The following is a 21,034-nucleotide window of genomic DNA, read 5'->3' on the forward strand; positions in this document are numbered from 1 at the left end:
CCTGCACCAACACGACCAATCCTGAAATCGTCCGGGAAGAAGCAGTCAAGCTTCTCGCCGCCGGCGCCGAGCTTCTGCTCCCCGTCTGCGGTCGCGTCGCCGGCGCCGCCTTCGAGCTCATCTCCGAAGGCATGCCCATTCTCGACGTCCTGACCACCGCCGCCCACAAGGCGATCGACGAAACCCCGGTCCGCCTGCCCAAGCCCTTCAAGGTCGGCCTCATCGGCGGCCTCGGCCCTGCCGCAACCGTCGACCTCTACGACAAGATCGTGAAAGCCACGCCCGCCAAGAACGACCAGGAACACTTCAAGCTCGTCGTCGAGCAGAATCCGCAGATCTCCGACCGCACCGCCTGCCTTCTCAAGGGCGGCGCCGATCCCACGCTCGCCATGTACGGCTGCGCCCGCCGCCTCCAGAAGGACGGATGCGACGCGATCATCGTGCCCTGCAACACGGCCCACGCCTTCGTGCCCTATCTTGAACGCCACCTCGACATTCCGTTCATCAACATGCAGATCGCCACGATGGAGGAAATCAAGGCCAAGCTCGGCGACAAGGCCCGCATCGGTCTGCTCGCCACCTCCGGCACGGTCCAGACCGGCATCTACGGCGACAAGGCCAAGGCCCTCAACCTCCCGATGTTCGTGCCCGATGAACTGCATCAGGAACGCGTGATGGCCGCCATCTACGGTCCGCTCGGCGCCAAGGCCGGCTACACCGACGGCCAGTGCCGCGAAGACCTCGTGAGCGCCGCGGAATACCTGGTGAAGACCTACGACTGCAACTGCCTCATCCTCGGCTGCACCGAACTGCCGCTCATCCTTGACGAATGCGACGACTTCGTCTGCGCCGGCAAGGAGGTCTGCGTCGTCGACCCAACCTCCGCGCTCGCCCGCAAGGTCGTTCGCATCGCCACTGAGACCAACAAGGCCCGCGGCACCCGCTGATCCCTGATCTCAGGCTGTCAGGTCTGATGTTAGGCAAGGCGGCTGTCCGAACCTCCGGACGGCCGCCTTTTTGTCAGAATCCAAGTCAACAACTCCTGCCCAAAGGCAGAGGTTTTCGCGCCGAATTTCTATGAAAGATCTGTCCGTCTACGTTCTGGTGAGCTTCATCGCCTGCGTCACACCCGGCTCGGGCGTTCTCTACACCGTCACGAACGGACTGCGCGGCGGGCTCCGCACGGTCCTTGCATCTCCGCTCGGCACCACGCTCGGCGTCGGCCTGATGTCGCTCATCTCCGCGACGGGCCTCGGCGCCCTCATCACCTCATCGCCCGCACTCTATGCAGGCCTGCAGCTCGTTTCAGCCGCCGTGCTCTTCTGGCTCGGTTGGGGCAGCTGGAACGCAGGCGCAGTGCGCCTTGACAAGCTAGGCAGGCTTGAGTCCAACGACTCGCTCACCTTCAGCAGCATCTTCAAGGGCGCCCTGTACGTTCAGGCGAGCAACGTGATGCTGATCGTCTTCCTGCTCTCGCTCATGCCGCAGTTCATCTCGCCCGAGGATGACTACGTCTCGCGCGTCACGCTCCTCTCGGTCCTCTTCGTCGGAATCTGCTTTCTCGTACACCTCGGTTACAGCGCCATTGCGGCGGTGGCCCGCAAGTGGCTTGCAGGCCCGAACTTCAGCATCTGGCTCAACCGCGTCAGCGGCGCTCTCTTCTGGCTTCTCGGGCTGAGCGTCATCTGGAACGCACTCTTCAACCGCTAGAATCAGAAGGTCAGGACCGCGCCCGCTCCCGCCCAGTCGACGTCGTCGAAGCGTCCTGCCAACGCCGCCGCTGCCCTGAACCCCGTACAGTGGTTCACGCGCCAGCGCCTGACGGGAACGGCTGCGAGCGCATCCATCCAGACGGGCAGTTCCTCCGAACAGGCGCCACTCAAGTGCGTTCCGCCCGTCACCGCATCAAAGCCTTCGATCCCGAATCTCTTCATCGCGTAGTTCAGAATATTGGGAAGACCCGCATGAGCACACCCGAGCACAACAGACCAACCAGCACTCCCCTTCACGAGGAGGGAGACGTCGTCCGCGAAGGTGTCGGGGACCTTGTCACCAGTGGCTCCAGTCTCGAACATGTTGTCGAAGACAAGGAACCTCGGGTCGCGCTCGTCCGCAGGAACGGTGAAGGCGATCACTTCAGGCAGGATTTCGACTCCGCCGTCGACGGGCGTGAAGGGGAGGCCTGCGAAAAGGGGACCGCCTCCGCTCGCCCTCGACGCATCCGCATCACCCCATCTGAGGCGCGCGATCTCTCGAGACGCCCAAAGCTTTGCCGACGGAGCCACGCGGAGGATGTCCGTGAGGCCAGACGCATGATCGAAGTGGCCGTGGGAAAGCGCAAGATTCTCAACCCCCTCAGGTCGAATGCCAAGCGCCCGAAGGTTGTGAAGGAGAACATGGAGAATGCCTCCCGTGTCCCAGAGCAGATTGCCGGACGGCGTTCTGATGAAGGCGGAGAATCCCCATTCGGCATAAAGCCCCTGCCTCTGGCAAAAGTTGTCGACAACGATCGTGACGCTGGTCATGATGCAACCTCCTCCGGACTCGTGAAGGCGGGCGGGGACCTCGTCAACAGGGGTCCTAACGCACGCTCATCACTTCACTATACCCCCGAGGACCTCGAAAACTCCACGCCGATCCCGCCCGATCCTCCCTTCAGGGCCCTCAGACGACTCCTCACGCTTCTTGCTGCGCTGCTTGCAGGCGTCGCTGCGGGACTGATCGTGCCCGTCCTTGCAGGCTTTGGCGAGCGCGGCCTCGCCGTCGGCATCGCAACCACCGCCCTCATACTTCTCGGCGTCGGCATCAGGGATCGAGTGCGCGATCCAGACGGGCGCGCAGGCTCGCTCTTCATCGGGGCAGGAATCGTCTGCGTCTTTCTCCTCATCGTCGTTCTCGTATGAGCCCGTCAGGTCCGCATAACAAAGCGATCCTATATTGAGAGTCTCAACGGACCATCCACATCAGGAGAAACTATGAAACGTCTTCTCGCTGCCGCAGCCCTCGCCGCGGCGCTTTCCTGCAGCGCCGCAGGCACGCAGGACATCCAGAAGCACGGCGAAGAATACTTCCGCATCTTCAGCATCCTGCCCGACGGCCAGGGCATTCTCGCCCGCCGCTGCACCAAGCTCACGCAGAGCGGCCTGTGCGTCGGCGCACCCGTGTTGCTCCCCGCCGACGCCGTCAAGGCGCCCGCCGAGGAGAAGGTCGTGCGCCTCGCCGATCCGAAGGAGGACGGCTGGCACACGCTCCAGCATGACAACGGGCAGAAGAAGACCGTCATGAAGATGACGGGCCGCGAAGTCACTGAATGAGCGGTTGAGCAAGGACATCCTCAAGTGGGCTGCATGCACAAGCATGCGGCCCGTTTTTCTTGCCGTTCCCCGCATCCAAACACAAAAACGCCCCGAAACATGAGGAGCAGTTTCAGGGCGTCAATGCAAAAGCAAACGGTCTGCCGAACCACCAGCAGACCGTTGCCATCCAACCTATGAAGCTTCAGAGGACCAGTCCGAAGCCTCCGTACTCAAGCCTGACCAAGGCTCTTGTACAAGCACAAGCAACAGGGGACCAGCCTGCCTGCCTAAGCAGACGCTTGCGCAAATGTTTCTTGTCCGGGGGACTTGAAACTCGAAGCGTCGTCGGGAGGAGAGAGTCTCCGACGATCTTCTTTTCTTCGACGCGGCGGCCAAAGGAGAAAATGCCGTCGCATCGCGTGAGCTTGGTAAACCCTTAAGGGTTAATCCCTGCTCAACACAGAACGAAGTATATACGGATTTACCCCATAAGGAAACCCCTAATGGCAATTTTTTCGCCGATACCCACCTCCAAGATGAAACAAAATGTTTCCACCTCACCCAAAACGCCCCCTGAATACGGCCATTTCCCTTGTCCCACAGCCAACCAAACCCAAAGAACCCCATTTTGCGGAACACAGGGTTCAATCCGCCCGAACGGCCTCTCACAGTGCGAGTTCGGCCGTTTTGTCCCCCATAGGTGCCATTGACGGAAAAGGGCTCCGCCGGGCGAGCGGCTCAGCCGCTCTCGTCCGTTCCTGTTTCGTGGCCTCAGGGAAACACCGAGCAAAAAATGCTTCTGTTTTTACTGCCGTCCCCCTTAAAATTGAATAAAGGGTGGAAGTTCTTTCCGCCCCAGTCAAGGGATGCCGGCAGAGTCCTCCCGCGTCGAGCAGGAGCGGAATCCGGATGCCGCCGTCTCCGAACATGGGAGGTATGCATATGACAACAACGACATGCAGCTGGAGGCCCTACCGTGTCGCCCTGCGCACCCAGGAGTGCCGAGGCGTCATCAGTCTCTACCTCGAACCGACGGACGGAGCGCTTCCGCCCGCATTTGCCGCCGGCCAGTACGTCGAGCTCCGCATGCCCGGCATCGAGCCGCACGCCTTCTTCCTCGTCGGTCCCAGCGGCGACCGCCTCGTGCGCCTCACGATCGAGGTAGGTGACGAGCCCTTCATCGGCGAAGTCGGCCGCATCGCCAAGCTCCGCATCGGCGACCCCGTCGAACTCTCCGAGCCCAAGGGCGAGCTTGCGATGGAGCCCGGTGAAACCCCCGTCGTCATCATGACCGAGGACATCGGCTGCCTCGTCGCCCACGCATTCCTCGCCGAAATGGCCGAGGTCGAGCCCATGCGCAACGTCCGTGTCCTCTGCCAGTTCCCCAACGGCACCCGCATGCTCATGCGCGAGGAGCTCAGGAAGCTCGTCGACCTGATGCCCAACGCGGGGCTCGCCGTCTTCCTCGCAGCCCCCTTCTCGACAGACACGGCGGGAAAGGACTACGAGGTCGCAGGCCCCATCACTGTTGAAAACGCAAGGAGCGTCTGCGTCAACCCGGACGCGGACTTCTTCGTCGTCGGCAGCAGGGCCTTCACCGAAGCCCTCAGGACCGACCTCGTCAAGCTCGGCATCATTCACTCCCGAGTTCACACGCAGGTCCTCTGAGCGCTTTTACCCGGGACGGGGGTCGTCGTTCGCAAACCTCCCCTGCCCCTGTAAAATTCGTCCTTGCCGATAGCGTGATATTCCAAAACGGTCTACACTTCTATCTATCTGTCTGTCAGGCAACATAATTTATAAAACAACAACGTCAGACGGATTCCATCCGTCCGACATCCCCCATTTAAAAAGATTCCGCCGATGCATTTAACACGATTTACAGACCTCAGCCTCCGCGTGCTGATTTACCTCACCCACAACGAACGCAAGGGACTCGTTACAGTTACAGAGCTTGCCGAACGCTTCAAGTGGTCCCGCAACCACATGGTCAAGGTTGTTCACTTCATGAGCACCAAGAACTGGGTTCAGACTCACCGCGGCAGATTCGGCGGCCTCACCCTCAAGATGCACCCGTCCGAATACAAGATCGGCGACATCGTTCAGATTCTTGAGGAACCGGGCGAACTCATCGACTGCTTCGAGCCGCACGAATGCGCCCTTGCCAAATGCTGCAAGCTCCGCAGCCTTCTCAACGAGGCCACCCGCGACTTCTACTCGCGCCTCAACACGGCCGCGCTTGAGACGCTCACGAACAGCGACGAAATCAGGGAAATCATCTCCGGCAAGGACCTGCTCCGTGCCCAGCCCGACGCCCCGACGCCGCCGAGCAGCGAGCTCATCCGCCTTATGGAGGCGCGCGTCGCCCGCGAACTCCGCAAGGCCAGACAGTAATGCTTCTGCAGCACTGATCGCCCCAAAAAAGCCCCGCCAGGCGTGATGTGGTCCCCGATTCTTGGACAAAGAATTGGGGACCATCTGTATGGGACATAAATGGAAGGGAACAGTTGAAGCTAGAAAGCTGAGGTTTCTCGAGCTCTATGAGGATGGCGCAAGCTATCAAGAGATAATGACCCAGCTTGGGCTGGATGAGCATGATCTTAGGGATTGGCGCGCTACAATTCGTATTTTGGGCGTTTCTCGATTTCTAATGTCACATACCGTCAAAACGACATATTCCTACGAAACCAAGCTGGCAGCAGTCAAAGCTCGCATTGAAGATCAGGTCTCGTACCAAGACATCTTGGCTGCATATGGCGTTGCTCCCAAGCTTCTTCGACGTTGGTGCAAGATTTATAGTGAACATGGCGAAGCAGGTCTGCAACCGAAGAAAAGGGGACGTCAGTTAGGGGCCAAGCAGAAGCCCGTGCAAGAGTTGACCCCCATGGAGAAGCTGGAACTTCGTATCAAGCAACTTGAAGCGGAGAATGCCATCTTAAAAAAAGTCGCGGCCCTGAAAGATTGGCGAAACTGAGCAATCGAGAGAAAGCAGAGATCGTTTATTCTCTTTCAGGGCAACATGATCTTGATCTTCTGTTGAAGATCATTGGGTTGCCCCGGTCGAGCTACTACTATGCCCGTAAACATCCGAAGGCAGCTACACGCCCGGACGTTCATGAGAAGGTCAAGGAAATCTTCAACCGCACGTCAAATGGTTGCGGCCATCGCCAGATCTTCATGCGTTTACGTCGTGAGTTCAACATCGTCATCGCGAAAAAGACGGTATTGAAGGTAATGCGAGAATTGGGGTTGATCTGTAAGATTAGGCGACAGGGGTTTGGAAAGTACAGCTCTTATAAAGGCGACAATCGTACCGTTCCCAATCTCTTGGCACGCGATTTCAAAACAGCCTGCCCCTTCACGAAGATCGGTACCGATGTGACAGAGTTCGCTTTGTCCTTCGGTAAGGTATACCTCGCTCAGGTCGTTGACTTTTACTCCAATGAGATTCTGGCTTTCTCCATCAGTCGATCGCCCAACATGGATCAGCAAGAAGAGATGTTCGACGCGTTGGTGAAGGCGTTACCCCTTGGGGCTAGTCCCATCCTTCACAGCGATATGGGATGGCAATATCAGAATCCTGATTGGATTAAATGGACCAAGGAGCACAACGTCACGCGAAGCATGTCTCGCAAGGGTAACTGTTTGGACAATGCGGCAACAGAGCAGGCATTTGGCCATATGAAGGACGAGTTCTTCAGGGGGCAGTGCTGGGATAGCTTTGACGCCTTCAAGAGCGATCTGACGGCTTATATCGCCCATTGGAACACGAAGAGACCTCAGGAGCGTTTGGATGGATACGCACCATCCGAGTACCGTCAGCGTTATGTTAAAGCGGAATAAGAGCGTTCTCAGCGGTCTGAGAGCGATGAGTCGGGTCAAGGGTTGACCGAAGAAGTTGGAGGGGCCCTTTGGGAGGATCTAAGTTGTTCGGTCGTCCCTTGACGCGCCCCAGATAAAATACGCTATCGGCGTAGCCGGGACTTGCTTGTCCCGGCTATGCCAAGCGGCGAGCGTTAAAATCGGCCGCACTCAACTTGGAGTTTATTTTGTAGTCCAAGTTTCGGGGTCCAGATCAGGCGCCTGCCTGCGGGGCTTTTCCGTTCCGTCGTTTTCGCTTTTTCCTGACGCCTACACCAGGAAGAACCTCGCCGAAACGCCGAAGACGGCCGCGAGCTTCGTTGCGAACTCGGGCGTAATGGGCCTCACGCCCTGCTCCATGTCGGAGACGCGGACCTGATTCGTGCCCAGCTGCTCGGCCAGAGACTTCTGCGAAAGTCCCCTTTCCTTCCTGAGCTTCTTGAGCATCGGACCCGGCGGCAGGTCGGGCGTCTCCTCGGGTGCGCCGATCGTAACGACGGACTCCCCGAGAAGCATCATCATGCTCTCGAGATGTCTTCTCACGGCATCCGCCTTGTTCGCAGGAACGCTCACCCTGAACACCATGTCGGTGCCGGCGCGTTCTTCCGTAATCGCCCTCATCAGCCAGCCCTCCTCATCTCAATCAACACATTCATCACATTTGGCAACTTACGGACCGCCCAGAACGGTCCGTCTTCGCGCTATTCTACAGACAATGCGGCAAGCGCCCCGCTCCGGGAGCGCACGCATGAAGGAAAGCACGAATGTCCAAGAAATCACTTCAAGACCTGCGCAGGGAGGTCTCCGGCTTCACCGACGAAATCCGTCGCGAACTCAAGGAGCACGTATCCGAGATCCGCGAGAACCTCGATCGACAGGTCACGCGCCTGCGCGCAGAGGTCGAGGACGTGAAGGAGGAGCTCGAGCGCCGCTTCGGCACCGACGACTCGCACGTCGTATTCCGCGCGCTCCCCAAGCCCCGTCGCCTCAACATGCCGCTCACGGAGGTCCTCGAGCGCCGCCAGACCCGCCGCACCTTCAGCGACGAGCCCCTGTCCGACCTCGACATGGCCACGATCCTCTGGGCGGCGGACGGCATCAACCGCTCGAGCGGACGCCGCACCACGCCCACCGCGCTCGACTGGCGCGAGACCGACATCTATCTTCTCAAGAGCAACGGCATCTGGCGTTGGGTGCCCGAAAAAAACGGCCTTCTCTTCTGCGAGCTTGCGGACCTCAGGAGCGAGACCTTCTTCGCCGCGCCGCACCTCAAGGTTGCGCCCGTGCACATCGTCTACGTCTCCAACCGCCCGCGCACCGAGACGCTGATTTCACGCCTCGGCGAGGGCGTCGTTGAAAAACTCAGGCACTCCGCCTGGACACCCGAAAAGCTCGAGGAAATGCGCACGCGCAGCATGATCATCGACGTGGGCGCCAAGATTCAGGCCGTCTATATGGCCGCAGCCGCCATGGACCTCTCCTGCGTCGCCCGCACGGGCTTCGACGCCCACCACGTCGAGCGCATCCTGCGCCTGCAGAAGGGCGAGTCCGTTGTCGCCATCCAGACGCTCGGCTACAGGCCGAACTCCATCCTCGACGCCATCAAGTAGCGCGCCGTCACTCTTCGGACGTGTCGATCACGCCCAGGAGCCTCGCCTCGCTTCTTGCAGCATCCACCACGAGCCCCCTCACCCACTGCAGGAAGGGGTCCGTGTGGCTGCAGTGGTGCCAGACGAGCCTCGGCTCGAAGGGGCCCGACTCCTCAGGCATCGGTAGAATCCTGAACTGAAACTGCGAGTCCATCATGAAGCGCCTGAGGGTGATGAGCGGCCCCTCGAACGTAAAGTCCGTCCTCGCCACCACATAGGGAACGGTCAGGAAGTAAGGCAGCACCACGCCCACCCTGCGTCCCTCGACACTCTTCGCGCCGCCGTCCTTCATCCCCGCGGTGACACAGACGGCGAGCCAACGGTTGAGCAACTCCCAGGTCATGACGCCCGCCTTCTCGTAGGCCTCGATCACGGGGTGTCCATCCCTGACGAGAATGCCCTTTTTCGAGCGGTAGATCCTGAGCGAGTGAAAGTCGGGCGGCAATTCCGTCGCAGGAAAGAATGCCATGTCGGCCTCGTTGGCGCGAAGCCTCTCGAGCACCCTCACGTCGAGCGGCTCGATCGCAAAGCGGCTGTTCGGAACGGCATTGTAGAAGCGCTCGACCGCTGCGCTCAGTAGTGTGGCGATGCCGTTGTCGGCTGAAATGAAGCGCACCACGCGGTTCATCTCGTGCAACTCAAGCGGCTCGGGATTGAGAAGTCGACGCGTCTGGTCCACGAGCGCGGCAAGGCGGTCCCTGAGCTCGCGCATGCGGCTCGTCGGCAGCATCGACAAACCCGAGCGCACGAAGAGCTCGTCGCCGAAGACCTCCCTCACATGCGAAAGCCTGCGCGAGGCCGCGCCCATGCTGAGCCTCATGTCGCCCGCCGTCTGCGTGAGGCTCTGCGTTTCATAGAGCGCCAACAGAAACTGCATGTCCTCGAATGAGAGGTCGATGTTGTTCTTTTCGCCTTTGATCATGGTCTTTGTCGTCCTTAGCCCAAAGCGGCCGGCACGGGGCACCGCAACCGCTCGGAAGTGCCTAGAAGTATCGCATTTTTGCCGGTGGGGACGCCGCCGAGCCCCGCGCATATGCGAAAACCCTACGGACCGGTCGGTAAATTCAATCCTACAATTGAAGAATGGCTGGCGCGCAGGCGCCCGCCACCATCCGACCAACAGACCAGACGGCCGAGCGCCGCACCGACCAAAAGGAGAATCAAGTTATGTGGGATCGTCTTCTCAGGAATGCCCGTGTCGTGGACCCCGTCAACGGCCGCGACGGCGTCATGGACGTGGCCGTCAAGGACGGCCGCATTGCAGCCGTCGGACCGAACCTCCAGGGCGAAGCTTCCGAAGTCGAGGACCTCACGGGCCTCGTCGTCATGCCCGGCCTCATCGATCCCCATCTGCATCTCGGCAGCATGTTCGGCTCTGCTTACGGCACGCGCATGGCGGCTGCCGCCGGCGTGACGACCTGCCTCGACATGGCGGGTCCCGTCGACGAAATCCTCGAGACGTCCAAGACCTGCGGCGCAGGCATCAACGTCGCGATGCTCGAAGGCTTCTCGCCCATGAAGCACTGCGGCACGATGACGCCCACGCGCGAGCAGCTCGAGAAGTTTGTCCGTGAAAGCCTCGAAAAGGGCGCCGTCGGCGTCAAGATCATGGGCGGCCACTGGCCGCTGCCGCTTGAAACGAGCCGCGAACTCGTCAAGACCGCCAACGACATGAACGCCTACGTCGCCTGGCACGCCGGTTCTCACACTGCGGGCTCCAACATCCTCGGCATGCGCGAGGTCATCGAGGCCGCCAAGGGCCAGCGCCTGCACCTCGCCCACATCAACGCTTACTGCCGCGGCCGCGTCAATCCCGTCGACGAAGAGTCGAAGGAAGCCATCGAGATGCTGCGCGCCAACCCGAACCTCTGGTGCGAAGCCTACGTGAGCCCCAACAACGGCACCGTGCTTGACTGCGACGAGGACGGCCAGATCATCGACCACGTCACCCGCACCTGCCTCGAGACGTTCGGCCTCACGCCCGACGCCGCCGGCATGCGCGAAGCCTTCCTCACACACCGCTGCTTCGCGATCGCCGACACGGGCTTCATGTCCGAACTCGTCGAGGGCGAGGCCGCGCTCGAACTCTGGGAAAAGCAGGGCATGAAGGGCGCAGGCAGCTTCCCCGTCAACCCCGCACTCTCCCGCTTCATGGTCGCCACGGCCAAGCGCGAGGACGGTAGCTTCGTGGTCGACGCCATCTCCACCGACGGCGGCTGCATTCCGCGCAACGTCGCCATCTCGGTCGGCCTCTCGCTCGTCAAGTTCGGCGCCCTGACGCTCCCCGAGTTCGTCGTCAAGACCTCCGTCAACCCAGCACGCCACCTGCGCCTGCATGACCGCGGCCACCTCTCCGAAGGCGCCGCCGCCGACATCACCGTCTTCGACTACGACCGCCAGCAGGCCGTCGAGACGATCGTCGCCGGCAAGTCCGTCATGAAGAACGGCGAGATCACGGGCACCGGCATCACCCTCGTCACGACGAAGGCGGGCATCCCGGCTGCCGAACGCAACGGCTTCAAGTGGATCGAAACCGAGTTCGAAAGCCCCGAACCCGAACGCTACATCCCCTAAGCCGCATTCGACTCCATGAGCCGAAGACCGCCGCAGGCCCGCCCTGCGGCGTTTTTTTGGCTTTTACTCCCATTCACGCCCGCAGCATTCCTTCCTTTGGCGCGAATCACCTCTCCCGCAGGCACCTCCGTGAGCCGGCGTACGCCCCGCATCACGTGCGGTTAGAATGACCTTCTGAACCTTTCATTTTCCGGAGGGCACCATGCGCGCCGCCGTTCTTTCCGCTCTGCTCGTTCCAGTCTTCCTCACGGGCTGTTCTACCTACGTCACGGTCGTCTCCGAACCCGAGGGCGCCGTCATCACCGACGCATCGGGAAGCATCGTCTACGGCCGCGCGCCCCTCGACGTCGAGTACGACACCAACGAGCTCAGGCACGGTGCCCATCCCGGACAGTGTGCGCAGATTCCCGGCTTTACGGCAAGGTGGCCGAGCGGCGCCTCCGCCTCGACCGACGCAGCGCTGCCGTTGTGCGACCTGCGACACGGCATGACCGTGAGAATCAACCGTCCCAAGTCCGCACCAGGCCTCGAGCAGGACCTCCAGTGGGCGCTCGAGCGCGCCCAGAAGCGTGCGCGCGACGCAGAAATCGAACGAGACCGCATGATGCTCTACATGGACCACGGCTGGTTCTGGGGACCGGGCTGGGGCCCTTGGCCGCGCACGGCGCCCCCGCCGCCGAGGCCCGTGAGATAATTTCACTTTTGCGCAACACGATCGGGACACATCATGCTCAAAGGCAAAAAGGCGGTCATCTTCGACCTTGACGGCACCCTCATTGACTCTCTCGGCATCTGGAGCGCAGTCGACGAGCTTCTCGCCACGAGCCTCGGCCGTCCCGATCTCGCCGCCGACCCCGTGACGCTCGCCCGCCTTCGTGAGGATGCGCTCGTGCGGCATGCCCTCGAACCCAATCCTTATGTCGGCTTCTGCGCGGATCTGGCCGCCTTCTGCGGGAGCCCGCTTCCCGGCGAGGAGGTCCATCGCGAGCGCTACCACATCTCGCGCGCTCTTCTCAAGTCCGACGTGCGCCTCAAGCCGGGCGCGGCCGCCTTCGTGAAGACGCTCTCGGAGCGCGGCTTCAAACTCGCCGTCGCCACCACGACCAAGCGCGCCAACATCGACATCTACGAGACGGTCAACCCGCACATCGCGCCCGAGCTTGCATTCAGCAGCGTCTTCGACGCCATTCTCACGCGCGAGAACGTGAGCCGCATCAAGCCAGACCCCGAGGTCTACCACCTCGCGCTCGAGACCCTCGGCGTGCGCGCCGATGAGGCGCTCGTCTTCGAGGACTCGCTTCCCGGCCTGCGTGCCGCGCACGCCGCAGGCATTCAGACCGTCGTCGTCAGGGATCCGTGGTCCGAAGCCGACAGGGCACGACTCCTCGAGGAGGCGGACGCCCATGTTGATAGCCTTTGCGACGCACCCGAAATCTGCGGTTTTACCCGCTCCTAGCCACCCTTCGGGCGAACATCCTGCGCTAGAATGGATTCAGGCCAATGGCCTTCAAACAAACAGGAGGTATCCTTCATGCGCATTCTTCTTCCCGTCGACGGCAGCGAACACTGCCGCAACGCACTCCGCTTCATTGCCTCCCGCCAGGCGCTCTCGCCTGAAAAGGAGGCGACCGTTGAGCTTCTCAATGTTCAGCACTCCATCCCCGAAGCCGTGATCAACGCGCTCGGCCTCGATTCCGTCCGCAAGGCCAGCCAGGACGAAGGCATGAAGGTCATCGACGCCATGCGCGAAGACGCCGGCGACCTTGACGTCCGCGCCAAGGTCGAGGGCGGCGAGTTCGCGCCCGTCATCGTCCGCGAGGCCGACCACATGGACGCCGACCTCATCGTCATGGGCTGCCGCGGCCTCTCCGCCATGGAAGGCTTCTTCGTGGGCAGCGTCTCCGCCAAGGTGATCAGCCTCACGAAGCGTCCGCTTCTGCTCGTTCGCGACAAGATCCCCGCAGGCGCCATGCGCGTCGGCATCTGCGTCGACCACTCCGACTACGCCCACGCCGCCGCCGAATTCGTCGTCAACCAGCGCGAGTTCTTCGGCAAGGACGCCGTCTTTGAAGTGATCAACGTCTCCGAAACCGAAGAGACCTTCCATCAGGCCGTCGAACCCGTCATGACCGTCTTCGAGGACGCCGGCGTTCCCGCCGAACGCGTGCACCTCAAGGGCAAGGTGGGTGATGCGATCTGCAACTACGCGGGCGAAGGCAAGCTCGACATGCTCGTCATCGGCTCCCACGGCTACGGCAACTTCCGGGCCGCCTTCATGGGCTCCACCGCCATGCGCATCACCGCCGGCTGCGAAGTGCCCCTGCTCGTCCTCAAGGCCTGAAAGATCTCTGCGCGCCTGAATCACGACGCGCGCAGCATCTCAAAGCCAATGTGCCGGCTCCCTCGGGAGAGCCGGCACTTTTTTGTCTCATCCGCACGAAAAGGCCCGCCGCCCTGTCCCGCCTGTACTCGGCGTTGAGGATGCCCGCATCGTATTCGGCATGTCCGGTGAAGAAGATCTGCCTGCCGCCTTCGGTCGAGACCTTAAAGTCGTCTAAAGCCCCCACGAATTACTTCACGCCCAACATCTTGAGAAAGAGCTGGTCGCGTCTCGTCGTTTCCGTTGTCCATTTGGATGCACTGGCATTCCCCGTTGCAGCGACGTAGTCGACACAACGGAACCAGTCCAAAATTTGAATGAGCGAGTGCTGATTGAGCCAAGCGAGCAGCTTTGCTTCGAGACTCAACTCCTCCTTCGTCTTTCCCTCGGTTTCTTTTTCGGAGAGCGCCTTCTTCACATCAAGGATTCTCTTCGCAAGGAAGCAGTGGTAGCCCAGACCAACGAATTGGGCAAATTGCCTGCCGTACAGATTCTCGGGATACCACGTCCTCGGCTTTCGCCCATCAAAACTGTCCTTGTACGTAGCGAAAAGCTCTTCGATCTTTTCACGGGAACGGTATGCCTTCAGCGCGTCGAAGGGATCCTTGATTTCATTGCTCACAAGGACGAAATACCCCCAATAGCGCTTTGCTTCCTCGATCCCGTCCATTTTGAAGTCGACCTTGACGCCTTTGGCCGTACGTTTCACCGTGAGGTAGCTGTCGATTTGTTTCTGGGCAGCCGGCCGAAATTCCTCGACGCCGTCCTCTAGATCCTTCTTGAGTGAGAAAAGGCTCTCGCGAAGCCTGCGCTCCTGAATCGGAGCAGCCTCCGGTTTGTGAAATACATGGACGTACAGGCGTCGCGTAAACGATTCCGTCTCCCCGGCTTCGAAATTCCCGCGCGTGCGTTTTCGCACGATGCTGAACCCGTGCTGCCTGCGGCGCATGACGCCGCTGACATCGACGTCAAACGGGCAGACGTTCCTGAAGTGCCCGAGCTCTTCGCGTGCGGCGTCGATTTCCGAGCGAACCCACTTGTCGGTACTGTTGGCGAGCATCAAGAACTTCGTGTGCTCGCGGGCAAAATGCGTCATGTTGTCCTGACTGTAGAACCCGTTGTCGGCCACGATGACCGGCGACGCCAGATCGAGCATGTCAAGCTGCCGAAGCGCATTGGCGAGCGAGATCTTGTCAGGGATGTTCCCGGGCTGCTTGCTGAAAGCGACGGGCTGACGATTTTCCACAGAGTACAGCACGAGAAGCTTGATCGTATCAAGCCCGTCCCCATCCTTGTTGAATCCCTGACGCGCTTCAATTTGATTCTTCGAATACGTCGAGAAAGTCGTGGTGTCCAACGCCAGATTCAAACCCGTCGACGAGACTCTTTGTCCACGGCACTGAAAATACGACTGCACTCCAGATTCATTTCGACCAACCGAGGCGAACAGCTTGCCGTAAACATCCTGAGTGATGGGGTGTCCGTACGGTAGCGGATTCATTACTTGCCATGATTCCATGCGCGGCAACGTGTCACCGTCAGTCGCGACCCAGTACCGAGCGATCGAACTCAACTTGAGGGCGTCGCCGATCTCGAAGCTCCTCTGGAGATCCGCATCAATACCGGATTCATGACCTGCCCACTCGAGGATTTTTTGAAGTCCGACATGGGTGCGGACGGCCTGGACGGGTGCCTCGATAACTTCGGAACGCTTCTTTTTGGGGCGGGTCGGGATCATTTCGGTCGACCCAGCCAGGATTTTGCCCAAAAGTCGGGTAGAGAGCGTCTTTGTTTTCTGAGTTTTCGGATCATATCCAGTCACACGTTCGTATACGTAGACGTCGCCATTCGAGCGGGTTTCGCGGCGAATGCCGACATGCGTTTTTCCAGTGAGAGGGCGTCCCATGAGTATCTCCAATAATGCCCTTATATTCTATCATACGTACACTATTGAAAGCAAGAAAAAGTCCGTGTATTTCACGGACTTTTCTATCAAAACGTCATTTTCACTTGAGTATCGTGACGGTTTTGAACGACTTTTAGGGTCGAGAGGGCGAAGATCCCCGCCTCGTCGGATTCAGCGAGCACCTTGAGCTCGGGATGTGCGCGCACGGCCTCTTCGTCGATCGTCGTGTGCCTCGAGTGCGGAATCCTGAAGACGTCGTCGCAGCCCCTGAAGAGCATGGAGCTTCGCCTCACGACGCGGTGCTCGAAGACACCCGAGAGCTTGCGCTCGAGAAGCGTCTTCCCTATCCCGATGAGCTGGCAGGGCTCGCCGTTCTTCGGGCGCCAACCGCCCTGCACGCAGACGGTGCCCAGTTCGGGGCATGTCACACAAACTCCTCTGTGTCAGGCGTTTTGAAGAAAACATCCTGTCAGACTATCAGAGCGAAAGGGGTGGTTTCGAAAAACCGCCCCTGTCTTGGGGGTATAACCCGCGCCTCTAGTGCATGATCCCGAGACGCGGCCCTGACGATGCCGTCTTTGTGCGACGGACTTACATCTTGCGGCCCCAGAAGAAGTAGACGCCCCAGCCTTCGTCCATCGTGCGGCCGGCCATCAGGTAGAGGGGGCCGATGATGCTGTCGACGCCCACGTAGCCGCCCACGGCGCGGTGCCAGTCGCGGTTGCCCGACTCGCCTTCCTCGTCGCGGTTGTAGGCGCGGCCCGCTTCGGCCGATGCGCCGAGCCAGACCGTGCGCTCGCCTGCGCCCAACCAGTCGGAGATGTTGCGCGAGATGCGCACGGAGCCGAGCTGGATGTCGGAGCCCGTCCAGCGACCGTAGGGACTGCCGGTGAGCTCGAAAGCGCCGCCCAGCGAGAAGACGCTCGGCACGGCGGAGCGGCCCAGCTTGCCCGAGAAGAGCGTCGTCCAGCGGCCGTAGGTGATCGGCACGTAGACGTTGGCCTCATAGATGTTCTTGTAGCCGGGACCGTCCGTGTCGAAGATGCGCTGGCCCTGCAGGGCGAAGCGGTAGCCCTTGGTCGGAAAGTTGACGCTGTCGAGCGTGTCGAGCAGAAGCTCGGCGCTCACGAACGGAGACTCGACCTCGGGCGTGCTGAGGTCGGTCACGCCGATCGTGCGGGTCGAGGCCCGGGAGAAGTAGCCCGCTGCCACGCGCGCATAGCCCAGGCGCTCGATCGAGTAGCCGAGCCCGATCTGGGCCGTGCTGGTCTCGTTCTTGTAGCGCGCGATGGCCTCACCGTTTTCGTAGACGTTGAAGGGCGAGACCGAGTACTCGAAGCTCGGATTGACGAACCAGTCGGAGCCCGGGCCGAGGGGCTGGTAGAACTCGACGCCGGCCCTGCGGTTCTTGCCCGCCTGGATCTCGGAGCGCAGCTCGGCGCCCCAGGGATTGAGCCAGCCCCAGATGTGCGCAAGGAGCACCGTGAACGTGTGTTCGTCGCGGAAGTCGGTCTCAAGCGAGCCGCCAATGCGGATGCTCGAGTAGCCGGGCTTCTTCTCCTTGGGCTCGAAGACGAGCACTTCGGTGCCCTCGGGGCCCGGTTCGAAGCGGTAGCGCACCGAGCTGTAGGCGCCGTCGGCCCAGACGCGGCGGCTCGCCGCGTCGATTTCGGCATTGGAGACCGGACGCGAGGTGTCGATGTCGAGCTCGTTGAGGATGGCCTCGGGATTGGCGACCTTGAGGCCCTCGACCTTCACGGTGGAGATCTCGTGGATGTCGCGGCGCGTGTGCGGCATGACGGCGCCCTTGCGGGTCTCGTCCCAGGCGATCCACTGGGCGCGGTCGGGCGAAGCGAGGCGCTCGAGGCGATCGCGGACCTTCTGCGCGGCATCGTAGCCGCGGGTGATGATCTTGTCGCTCTTCTTGAGGTCGGCGCTCGAGAAGTCGTCAAGGTCGGGCGTGATCAGGATGTCCTCGGGGCCGAGGTCGGCAAGCGACTGCCTGACGTTCTGCTCGGTGAGGAGGTTCACCATCTGCGCCATCACGGTGACGACGTTGCCGAGCTCCTCGCGCTTGAGAAGCGGCGTGCCCACGTTCACCGCAATGATGACGTCGGCGCCCATTTCGCGGGCGAGTGACACGGGCAGGTTGTCGAGAAGGCCGCCGTCGACGAGCATGCGGTCGTGGATCACGACGGGCGCGAAGACGCCGGGCAACGACATTGAGGCGCGCATCGCCATGCCGAGGCTCACGTCCTTCTGCAGCACCACGCGTTCGCCCGAGACCAGGTCGGTCGCGATGGCGCCGAACGGAATGGCCAGCTCGGTGAGGTCATTCACGTAGTTGGCGGGCCCCGTCTTGTCATTGAGGAAGAGGTCGAGCTCCTCGGACGGGATGACGCTGTCGGGGAGCTTCACGCGGCCGTCCTTGCCGAACTCGATGCCCGAGACGGCCAGATTCTTGTAGTCGTCCACCTTGAGGCGCCAGGGCAGCTCCTCGCGGTCGGCGCGGGGCGCCATCATGCGATCCCAGTCGACGCCGAGCACGATGTCGCGGATTTCGGCGGCCGAATAGCCCGCCGCATAGGCGCCGCCAACCATGGAGCCCATGGACGTGCCCGTCACAACGTCGATCTTGATGCCGAGCTCCTCGATCACGTCCAGCACGCCCGTATGGGCGAAGCCTCGGGCGCCGCCGCCCGAGAGCACGAGGCCCACGCAGGGACGGTGCTCGGCGCGGCATCGCGCGCGGACCTCGTCCGCCGTCTTGGCAAGGGGCTGCGTGCAGGTTGCGGCAAGGCCGAAGGCCGCAAGCGTCAATATCGCAATCTTCTTCAATTGCATGGGCTTGTCGTCGATGTCGGGGAAAAAATTGGGACGAGTCCGGAATGCAGACCTGCGGCACAAAGAAAGACGGCCGCAGGCTCCTTGGGTCGGAGTGCGGCCGTCCGTTCTCCGAGAATGCATCGGGCCGCTCCATACGCTTGATGATAGCGCGTGAAGCGGCTCGCTGACGCTTTCGGACGACGTCGAAATGAGAAAAATGCAGGCTTTTCGCCCGTCAGGCCTTCGGGCAGCGGTTGAGGAGTCCTTCCTCGATCATGGCGGGATTCGGGCGAGGGGCCTCGATCATGCGCATCGTGTTGGCATCCGTGTGCTCGAATTCGCCCTTGACGCCGGGAATCTCGAGCTTCGTGACCTGCTCGTAGCTGAAGCGTCCGTCCTCATGGAACTTGAAGACAACGTCCCAGGACTTCGTGAGGAAGGCCTCCTCGAGGAAGGGATTCGAGCAGATGCCGTTGACCATCTGACCGCGCTCGGCATGCAGACGGATCTCGCGGTCGCCGGGCATGGCCGTGCCCTCGGCCATCGCGATCTGGCCGCGCGGAATGGCGAGCGTCATGTAGATCTTGTGCGTCTCGGGCTCGTAGAGCAGATAGCCCACCTGGTCATGGAAGGCGGCGAGCTCGCCCGGCTTGGTGATGTGCACGTGGTAGCGCAGGCCGTAGAGGACCTGCGGGCCGTTGTTCTGCGGATCCATCACCTCGAAGTCCCACGTCTCGACGTAGGGCTCCGTTTCGGGGCCGCCCGCCTGCGGATGGGTGTCGACGCCGTCGTCGCCGAACCACTTGCCGGCCAGAGGAGCAATGGGCCCGAGCATCGAAAGCGTATCGGGATTGGCGGGCGCTTCCGTATAGATGTCCTTGTACTTCATTTCAGCCTCCTTTGAAGGGACCGCATGCAGCGCACCATGCGCTCCGGCGGTCCGAACAAGCTCGGTTCATGGTAACACCGCGCAGGGCCCCGTGCTCCCGCCGTTACGAAACGTACGAAAAAACATTCCCTGCATTTCGCCAGAGGCTCCGCTCCTTCCGTCGGGCGCAGTACTTGGTGTTACCATTACAGATTCCGTTTTCAAACGAGATTCCTGAACATGCTCCGTCCTAGTCCCACAGCCGCGGTCTTACTCGGCCTTATGGCCGCCCTCGCCGCAGGCGCCTCGTCTGCCGCACCGTCGACCACCGCCCCCATGGGCTTCGGCGACGCCCGAGTCCTGCTGCACGAGCGCGCCGACATCATGGCCGCCGACCGCGCCGAAATCGCCCGCGCCGAGTCCGAGGCCGAGGCCGCCAAGTCGCTCTCGGGCCCGAAGGTCGAGATGGACGTCAAGCAGGTCTGGGGCACCAAGACCGTCGACCTGGGCATCGACACGGGGCTTGGACAGCTCTCCGGCCTCGGCGGCGTGCCCGGACAGATCATCTCGGATCTGGCGCAGAAGTACAACCACATCGACATCCACTTCAAGGAAGACATCGGCGGGCCGCGTGCGGCCGTGACGGCCACGCTTCCCATCTACACGGGCGGCCTCATCACCGCGCAGCAGAACGCGCTCAACCACAAGGTGAGCGAGACGCGCGCCGACCGCGACATGCGCGAGAACACGCTTGACGCCGAGCTTGCGGCCCGCTATTGGGGCGTGCAGCTCGCGCGCAGCGTCGCAGCCCTGCACAGGAGCGTGTTCGAGGATCAGAACGAGGAGCTTCGCCGCGCGAAGCGCTTCGAGCAGAAGGGCCTCATCGCCAAAGTCGAGCGCCTCGCCGTCGAGGTTGCCCGCGACAACGCGAGGCGCACGCTCGTCTCGGCTGAGTCCGACGTCGATGTGGCCGAAGCGGAGCTTATGCGCCAATTGCGCGCAACCTCACTCCCCGAACTCTCCTCGCCGCTCTTCGTCCTCACGGGAGATCTGGGCACGCTTGAGCAGTGGCAGAACCGCGCCGACGCGCAGTCGCCCGCCATCAGGAAGATGAATGCGCTGCGCGCTCAGGCGAACGAAGGCATCTCCGCCGCCGAGGCGAGCTTCAAGCCCAAGGTCTACGCCTTCGGCACCAAGAACCTCATCAAGCACTATCTGACACTGCCCGAGCCCGACTGGATGGCCGGCGTGGGCGTCACGTTCACGCTCTGGGACAACCACGACCGCTTCGACAAGCTCAACGCCGCCCGAAGCGTGGTTACGAAGGCCGAAGCTGCGCGCAGCGAGGCGAAGAACCAGGTGGCCACAGCCGTCGAGGTCGCCTTCCTGCGCGTGATGCAGGCCCGCGAGGAGTTCGAGCTCACGTGCTCGACCGTCGAACTTGCGCGCGAAAACCTCAGACTGCGCGAGGCGAGCTTCGCGGAAGGACTCTCCAACGCCGTCGACGTCGACACGGCCCGCACGAAGCTCACGGGCGCCGAAGTCGCCCGACGCGCGGCCGCCTACAAGTTCGTCGTGAGCTGGGCCATGCTCCATGCGTCCGCAGGCGCCATGCCCGACTTCGTCAACTCCCTTACTCGCAGCGACCTCGTGGTCGTGAAGTGACTCAGAACA

General features: G+C 61.6%; 22 protein-coding genes (1 of these 22 running past the window's edge). 14 read left to right on the forward strand and 8 right to left on the reverse strand.

Going from position 1 to position 21,034, the window contains the following annotated elements; translation table 11 throughout:
- Positions 1 to 947, forward strand: the 3' portion of a protein-coding gene (locus tag HMPREF9465_RS00045; protein WP_005432885.1) for an aspartate/glutamate racemase family protein. 439 nt of this gene lie to the left of the window's left edge; 947 of the gene's 1,386 nt are visible here — the last part of the coding sequence; the start codon falls outside the window, past its left edge; the stop codon is at positions 945 to 947.
- A gap of 130 nt (positions 948 to 1,077) precedes the next feature.
- On the forward strand, positions 1,078 to 1,710 hold the full coding sequence (locus HMPREF9465_RS00050; protein ID WP_005432886.1) for a LysE family translocator: 633 nt from the start codon (positions 1,078 to 1,080) through the stop codon (positions 1,708 to 1,710).
- Positions 1,711 to 1,712: 2 nt separating this feature from the next.
- On the opposite strand, the gene HMPREF9465_RS00055 is transcribed toward HMPREF9465_RS00050, so the two are convergent.
- Positions 1,713 to 2,525 carry an MBL fold metallo-hydrolase gene (locus HMPREF9465_RS00055; RefSeq protein WP_005432887.1) on the reverse strand — a complete coding sequence of 271 codons (813 nt, stop codon included), beginning with the start codon at positions 2,523 to 2,525 and terminating at the stop codon, positions 1,713 to 1,715.
- A 21-nt stretch (positions 2,526 to 2,546) separates the two neighbouring features.
- Between HMPREF9465_RS00055 and HMPREF9465_RS00060 the strand changes: the two genes are divergently transcribed.
- From HMPREF9465_RS00060 to HMPREF9465_RS00085, 6 genes are all read left to right on the forward strand, one after another.
- On the forward strand, positions 2,547 to 2,903 hold the full coding sequence (locus HMPREF9465_RS00060; protein ID WP_005432888.1) for a hypothetical protein: 357 nt from the start codon (positions 2,547 to 2,549) through the stop codon (positions 2,901 to 2,903).
- Positions 2,904 to 2,975: 72 nt separating this feature from the next.
- The gene (locus tag HMPREF9465_RS00065) at positions 2,976 to 3,314 is read left to right on the forward strand and encodes a hypothetical protein (RefSeq protein WP_005432889.1); all 339 of its coding nucleotides are present in this window, start codon (positions 2,976 to 2,978) and stop codon (positions 3,312 to 3,314) included.
- 924 nt (positions 3,315 to 4,238) lie between these two features.
- Positions 4,239 to 4,964 carry a hypothetical protein gene (locus HMPREF9465_RS00070; protein WP_005432890.1) on the forward strand — a complete coding sequence of 242 codons (726 nt, stop codon included), beginning with the start codon at positions 4,239 to 4,241 and terminating at the stop codon, positions 4,962 to 4,964.
- Positions 4,965 to 5,159: 195 nt separating this feature from the next.
- Positions 5,160 to 5,690 (forward strand): RrF2 family transcriptional regulator, encoded by a 531-nt coding sequence (locus HMPREF9465_RS00075; protein WP_005432891.1) that lies wholly within the window; start codon positions 5,160 to 5,162, stop codon positions 5,688 to 5,690.
- An 88-nt stretch (positions 5,691 to 5,778) separates the two neighbouring features.
- Positions 5,779 to 6,270: a helix-turn-helix domain-containing protein gene (locus tag HMPREF9465_RS00080; RefSeq protein ID WP_038006001.1), complete on the forward strand. Its 492-nt coding sequence runs from the start codon at positions 5,779 to 5,781 to the stop codon at positions 6,268 to 6,270.
- Positions 6,258 to 7,139 carry an IS3 family transposase gene (locus HMPREF9465_RS00085; protein ID WP_147645179.1) on the forward strand — a complete coding sequence of 294 codons (882 nt, stop codon included), beginning with the start codon at positions 6,258 to 6,260 and terminating at the stop codon, positions 7,137 to 7,139. Before HMPREF9465_RS00080 ends, HMPREF9465_RS00085 begins: the two co-directional genes overlap by 13 nt.
- 288 nt (positions 7,140 to 7,427) lie before the next feature.
- On the opposite strand, the gene HMPREF9465_RS00090 is transcribed toward HMPREF9465_RS00085, so the two are convergent.
- Complete coding sequence (locus tag HMPREF9465_RS00090) at positions 7,428 to 7,778, reverse strand: helix-turn-helix transcriptional regulator (RefSeq protein WP_005432896.1); 351 nt, start codon at positions 7,776 to 7,778, stop codon at positions 7,428 to 7,430.
- 143 nt (positions 7,779 to 7,921) lie between these two features.
- On the opposite strand from HMPREF9465_RS00090, the gene HMPREF9465_RS00095 reads away from it, so the two are divergent.
- The gene (locus HMPREF9465_RS00095) at positions 7,922 to 8,767 is read left to right on the forward strand and encodes a nitroreductase family protein (protein ID WP_005432898.1); all 846 of its coding nucleotides are present in this window, start codon (positions 7,922 to 7,924) and stop codon (positions 8,765 to 8,767) included.
- A gap of 7 nt (positions 8,768 to 8,774) precedes the next feature.
- On the opposite strand, the gene HMPREF9465_RS00100 is transcribed toward HMPREF9465_RS00095, so the two are convergent.
- Positions 8,775 to 9,728 carry a LysR family transcriptional regulator gene (locus HMPREF9465_RS00100; protein WP_005432900.1) on the reverse strand — a complete coding sequence of 318 codons (954 nt, stop codon included), beginning with the start codon at positions 9,726 to 9,728 and terminating at the stop codon, positions 8,775 to 8,777.
- Between the two features lie 245 nt (positions 9,729 to 9,973).
- Here HMPREF9465_RS00100 and HMPREF9465_RS00105 point away from each other — a divergent pair, with 245 nt between their 5' ends.
- The 4 genes from HMPREF9465_RS00105 to HMPREF9465_RS00120 all read left to right on the forward strand — a co-directional run bounded on the left by HMPREF9465_RS00105 (position 9,974) and on the right by HMPREF9465_RS00120 (position 13,721).
- Positions 9,974 to 11,380 carry a dihydroorotase gene (locus HMPREF9465_RS00105; protein ID WP_005432902.1) on the forward strand — a complete coding sequence of 469 codons (1,407 nt, stop codon included), beginning with the start codon at positions 9,974 to 9,976 and terminating at the stop codon, positions 11,378 to 11,380.
- Between the two features lie 202 nt (positions 11,381 to 11,582).
- Positions 11,583 to 12,074, forward strand: coding sequence for a hypothetical protein (locus tag HMPREF9465_RS00110; protein ID WP_005432904.1), 492 nt, complete (start codon positions 11,583 to 11,585; stop codon positions 12,072 to 12,074).
- A gap of 33 nt (positions 12,075 to 12,107) precedes the next feature.
- Positions 12,108 to 12,836 carry an HAD family hydrolase gene (locus HMPREF9465_RS00115; RefSeq protein ID WP_005432906.1) on the forward strand — a complete coding sequence of 243 codons (729 nt, stop codon included), beginning with the start codon at positions 12,108 to 12,110 and terminating at the stop codon, positions 12,834 to 12,836.
- Positions 12,837 to 12,911: 75 nt separating this feature from the next.
- The gene (locus tag HMPREF9465_RS00120) at positions 12,912 to 13,721 is read left to right on the forward strand and encodes a universal stress protein (protein WP_005432908.1); all 810 of its coding nucleotides are present in this window, start codon (positions 12,912 to 12,914) and stop codon (positions 13,719 to 13,721) included.
- On the opposite strand, the gene HMPREF9465_RS13010 is transcribed toward HMPREF9465_RS00120, so the two are convergent.
- The 5 genes from HMPREF9465_RS13010 to HMPREF9465_RS00140 form a co-directional block, all read right to left on the reverse strand.
- The gene (locus HMPREF9465_RS13010; protein ID WP_147645180.1) at positions 13,711 to 13,947 is read right to left on the reverse strand and encodes a homoserine O-acetyltransferase/O-succinyltransferase family protein; all 237 of its coding nucleotides are present in this window, start codon (positions 13,945 to 13,947) and stop codon (positions 13,711 to 13,713) included. The two genes, HMPREF9465_RS00120 and HMPREF9465_RS13010, sit on opposite strands and share 11 nt — an antisense overlap.
- 3 nt (positions 13,948 to 13,950) lie before the next feature.
- The gene (locus HMPREF9465_RS00125) at positions 13,951 to 15,666 is read right to left on the reverse strand and encodes a transposase (protein WP_005432795.1); all 1,716 of its coding nucleotides are present in this window, start codon (positions 15,664 to 15,666) and stop codon (positions 13,951 to 13,953) included.
- A gap of 86 nt (positions 15,667 to 15,752) precedes the next feature.
- Positions 15,753 to 16,094 (reverse strand): homoserine O-acetyltransferase/O-succinyltransferase family protein, encoded by a 342-nt coding sequence (locus HMPREF9465_RS00130; protein ID WP_005432910.1) that lies wholly within the window; start codon positions 16,092 to 16,094, stop codon positions 15,753 to 15,755.
- A gap of 163 nt (positions 16,095 to 16,257) precedes the next feature.
- Complete coding sequence (locus HMPREF9465_RS00135) at positions 16,258 to 18,510, reverse strand: patatin-like phospholipase family protein (protein ID WP_038006090.1); 2,253 nt, start codon at positions 18,508 to 18,510, stop codon at positions 16,258 to 16,260.
- A gap of 217 nt (positions 18,511 to 18,727) precedes the next feature.
- On the reverse strand, positions 18,728 to 19,381 hold the full coding sequence (locus HMPREF9465_RS00140; RefSeq protein ID WP_005432914.1) for a heme-binding beta-barrel domain-containing protein: 654 nt from the start codon (positions 19,379 to 19,381) through the stop codon (positions 18,728 to 18,730).
- A gap of 219 nt (positions 19,382 to 19,600) precedes the next feature.
- On the opposite strand from HMPREF9465_RS00140, the gene HMPREF9465_RS00145 reads away from it, so the two are divergent.
- Positions 19,601 to 21,025: a TolC family protein gene (locus HMPREF9465_RS00145; RefSeq protein ID WP_005432920.1), complete on the forward strand. Its 1,425-nt coding sequence runs from the start codon at positions 19,601 to 19,603 to the stop codon at positions 21,023 to 21,025.
- The last annotated feature ends 9 nt before the right edge of the window (positions 21,026 to 21,034 follow it).

Source organism: Sutterella wadsworthensis 2_1_59BFAA, assembly GCF_000297775.1.
Taxonomy (GTDB): domain Bacteria; phylum Pseudomonadota; class Gammaproteobacteria; order Burkholderiales; family Burkholderiaceae_F; genus Sutterella; species Sutterella wadsworthensis_A.